We start from the raw sequence: 2,430 nt of genomic DNA on the forward strand, positions 1-2,430 counted from the left end.
TGCTCCGCCGCCTTTTCGGAGAGATCGATGATTCGTCCTTCGACGAACGGGCCACGGTCGTTGATGGTGACGACCGTGCTGGCGCCCGAATCCAGTGCAGTCACCTTGACCTGGGTGCCGAACGGCAGCGTCTTGTGCGCTGCCGTCATTGCCTGGCTGTCGTAGGGCTCGCCGCTGGCGGTTGGCCGCCCCTCGAAATAACTGGCGTAATAGGTCGCCTCGCCAACGCGCTTGCGCGCGGCCTCGACCGGGGGGTTCGGCTCACCGGCGCCTTTGCGCTTCGCTGCAGGCTTTGCGACCGTTGGCGAAGCGACGGGCCCCGGCTGCGCGGGCGTAACGGATGAGTGCTGGCCGGGACCGGCGGCACAGCCAGCTAGCAGAAGCGCCGCGGCAATGGCCAGCCACCGCGCCGAGCACGGCAGACGCCCGGCACGCTCGTCTGCCGTCCGCCGTGTTGCCTGAGTCAACGAAATCATCGTGAAAGCCAATTCTCGCAAGTGTCGCGTTGAGATGGGCAGATGATACGCGACGATCGACTCAAGTTAACGGCCAAATAAGCAAAATCAGGGGAATCGCCACTGCCGTCACCACCACGCTGAGCGGCAGTCCCAGCTTCCAGTAATCGCGGAATCGATAGCCTCCAGGCCCCATGACCAGCGTATTCGACTGATGCCCTATCGGCGTAAGGAACGCACAGGAGGCGCTGATCGCCACCGCCATCAGGAAGGGGGCGAGGGAGACCGAGAACCCGCTCGCCAGACTGGCGGCAATGGGCGCCATCAGCAGCGCGGCGGCGGCATTGTTGATGACGTTGGAGAGCAGGAGCGTCAGCACGAACAGCGCCGTCAGCGTCACCACCGGTGGCCAGCCACTGCCGAGCGAGAGCATGCCGTCGGCGATCAACTTCGCCCCGCCGCTGGTATCCAGTGCCTGGCCGACGGGCAGCATCGCAGCCAGCAGCACGATCACCGAGCCTTCGATCGCATCATAGCCCTCGCGCAGCGGCAGCACGCCAGCCGCCAGCGTGATCAGCGCCGCCAGCGACATCGCTACCGCCGCCGGCAGCAGGTCGAACATCATCGCCGCGATCGCCAGCACGAAGATCGCCAACGCCAGCCACATCTGACGCGGCTGGCCCAGCGAGAGCTTGCGACTGGCCAGCGGCAGACAGCCCAGCGTGGCGAGGCTATCGCTCAGCCCGCTCTCGTCGCCCTGCAGCAGGAGCACATCGCCCGGCTGGAATCGAATGTCCCGCAGTCGTCGCTTCAGTCGGGTGCCATCACGCGACACGGCGACCAGCTGCACGCCATGCTGATTGAGTAGCCCAAGCTGCGTAACGGTCCGATTGATCATCATCGAATCATTGCGCACCACCACTTCGACCAGTTGCAGCGCTTCCGTATCCAGGCGCTTACCTTTCACCTTTGCGCTATCGTCGTCCTCCGAATCCGGCGCTTCGGCGTTCTCGGCATCATCTCGCGGCGAGCCGATCGCGAGACCGGCCTTGTCCTCGAGCAGCTTGAGATCATCCGGGTCCGCCTCGAGCAGCAGAATGTCGCCCGCCTTTAGGGTGCCGAAGAAGCGATGGCCGGAGAGACGCTCCTCGCCGCGCACCACCGCCAGCACGGGAACCGGTTCACTGCACAGCTCACGCAGCTCGCGCAGCGTCCAGCCGACCGCCCTGGCATCTTCGACGACGCGGAGTTCACTGAGATAGGCAGAGGTCTCGAAGAGCTCATCGGCGGAAGCCTGCCCTTGCCGTCGGGGCGTGAATCGCCAGCCGACCGCCACCATGAAGATCCAGCCGGCAATCGCGACGAGTCCGCCGACCGGGGCAAAATCGAACATGCCGAAGGCGCCCTCGCCCTGGCTCGCGCGGAAGGTGCTGATAATGATATTGGGCGGGGTGCCGATCAATGTGATCAGTCCGCCCAGCAAGGAACCGAACGCCAGCGGCATCAGCAACAGGGACGGCGAGGTGTCGTGCTCTCTGGCGACCCGAACGGCGACCGGCAACAGCAGCGCGAGCGCGCCGACGTTGTTCATCACCGCCGAGAGCACGATCACGGTCGCGGTCAGCACGCCAAGCTGCCGAAGCGGCCTGGCACCCGCTTTCAGCGTCTTCTCGGCGATCCAGTCGACCACGCCGGCATGCTCGAAACCCCGACTGAGAACGAGCACCGCCGCCACGGTAATGACCACCGGATGGCCAAAGCCGGAGAACGCCTCGTTAGCGGGTACGAGTCCCAGCAGCACGCAGGCAAGCAGCGCCGCCATTGCCACCACATCGTAGCGAAATCGGCCCCAGACGAAGGCCACAAGCGTCATGGCCAGTACCACGAACACCCAGTAGGCATCCTGCATTCAGACGCTCCTCCCATCCCGAAAACGCCGGCGCCGCTCGAAAGCGACGCCGGCGTTCTCAGCATA

2 protein-coding genes are annotated in these 2,430 nt (G+C 65.1%); both read right to left on the minus strand.

Annotation, left to right across the window (positions count from 1 at the left end):
• Window positions 1-467, minus strand: a 467-nt coding sequence (locus tag IE125_RS19380; RefSeq protein ID WP_308430147.1) for a septal ring lytic transglycosylase RlpA family protein, incomplete at its 3' end; no start/stop codon positions are given.
• Between the two features lie 70 nt (window positions 468-537).
• A complete protein-coding gene (locus IE125_RS13750) occupies window positions 538-2,364 on the minus strand; it encodes an SLC13 family permease (RefSeq protein ID WP_189445253.1) in 1,827 nt (608 codons plus the stop codon).
• Window positions 2,365-2,430 lie beyond the last annotated feature (66 nt).

The sequence above is a fragment of the Salinicola rhizosphaerae genome, assembly GCF_014652715.1.
Classification (GTDB): Bacteria; Pseudomonadota; Gammaproteobacteria; order Pseudomonadales; family Halomonadaceae; genus Salinicola; species Salinicola rhizosphaerae.

Bases quoted from the DNA above. Each gene is read 5' to 3' on its own strand.
- IE125_RS13750 (WP_189445253.1), bottom strand. From the start codon at position 2,364: ATGCAGGATGCCTACTGGGTGTTCGTGGTACTGGCCATGACGCTTGTG.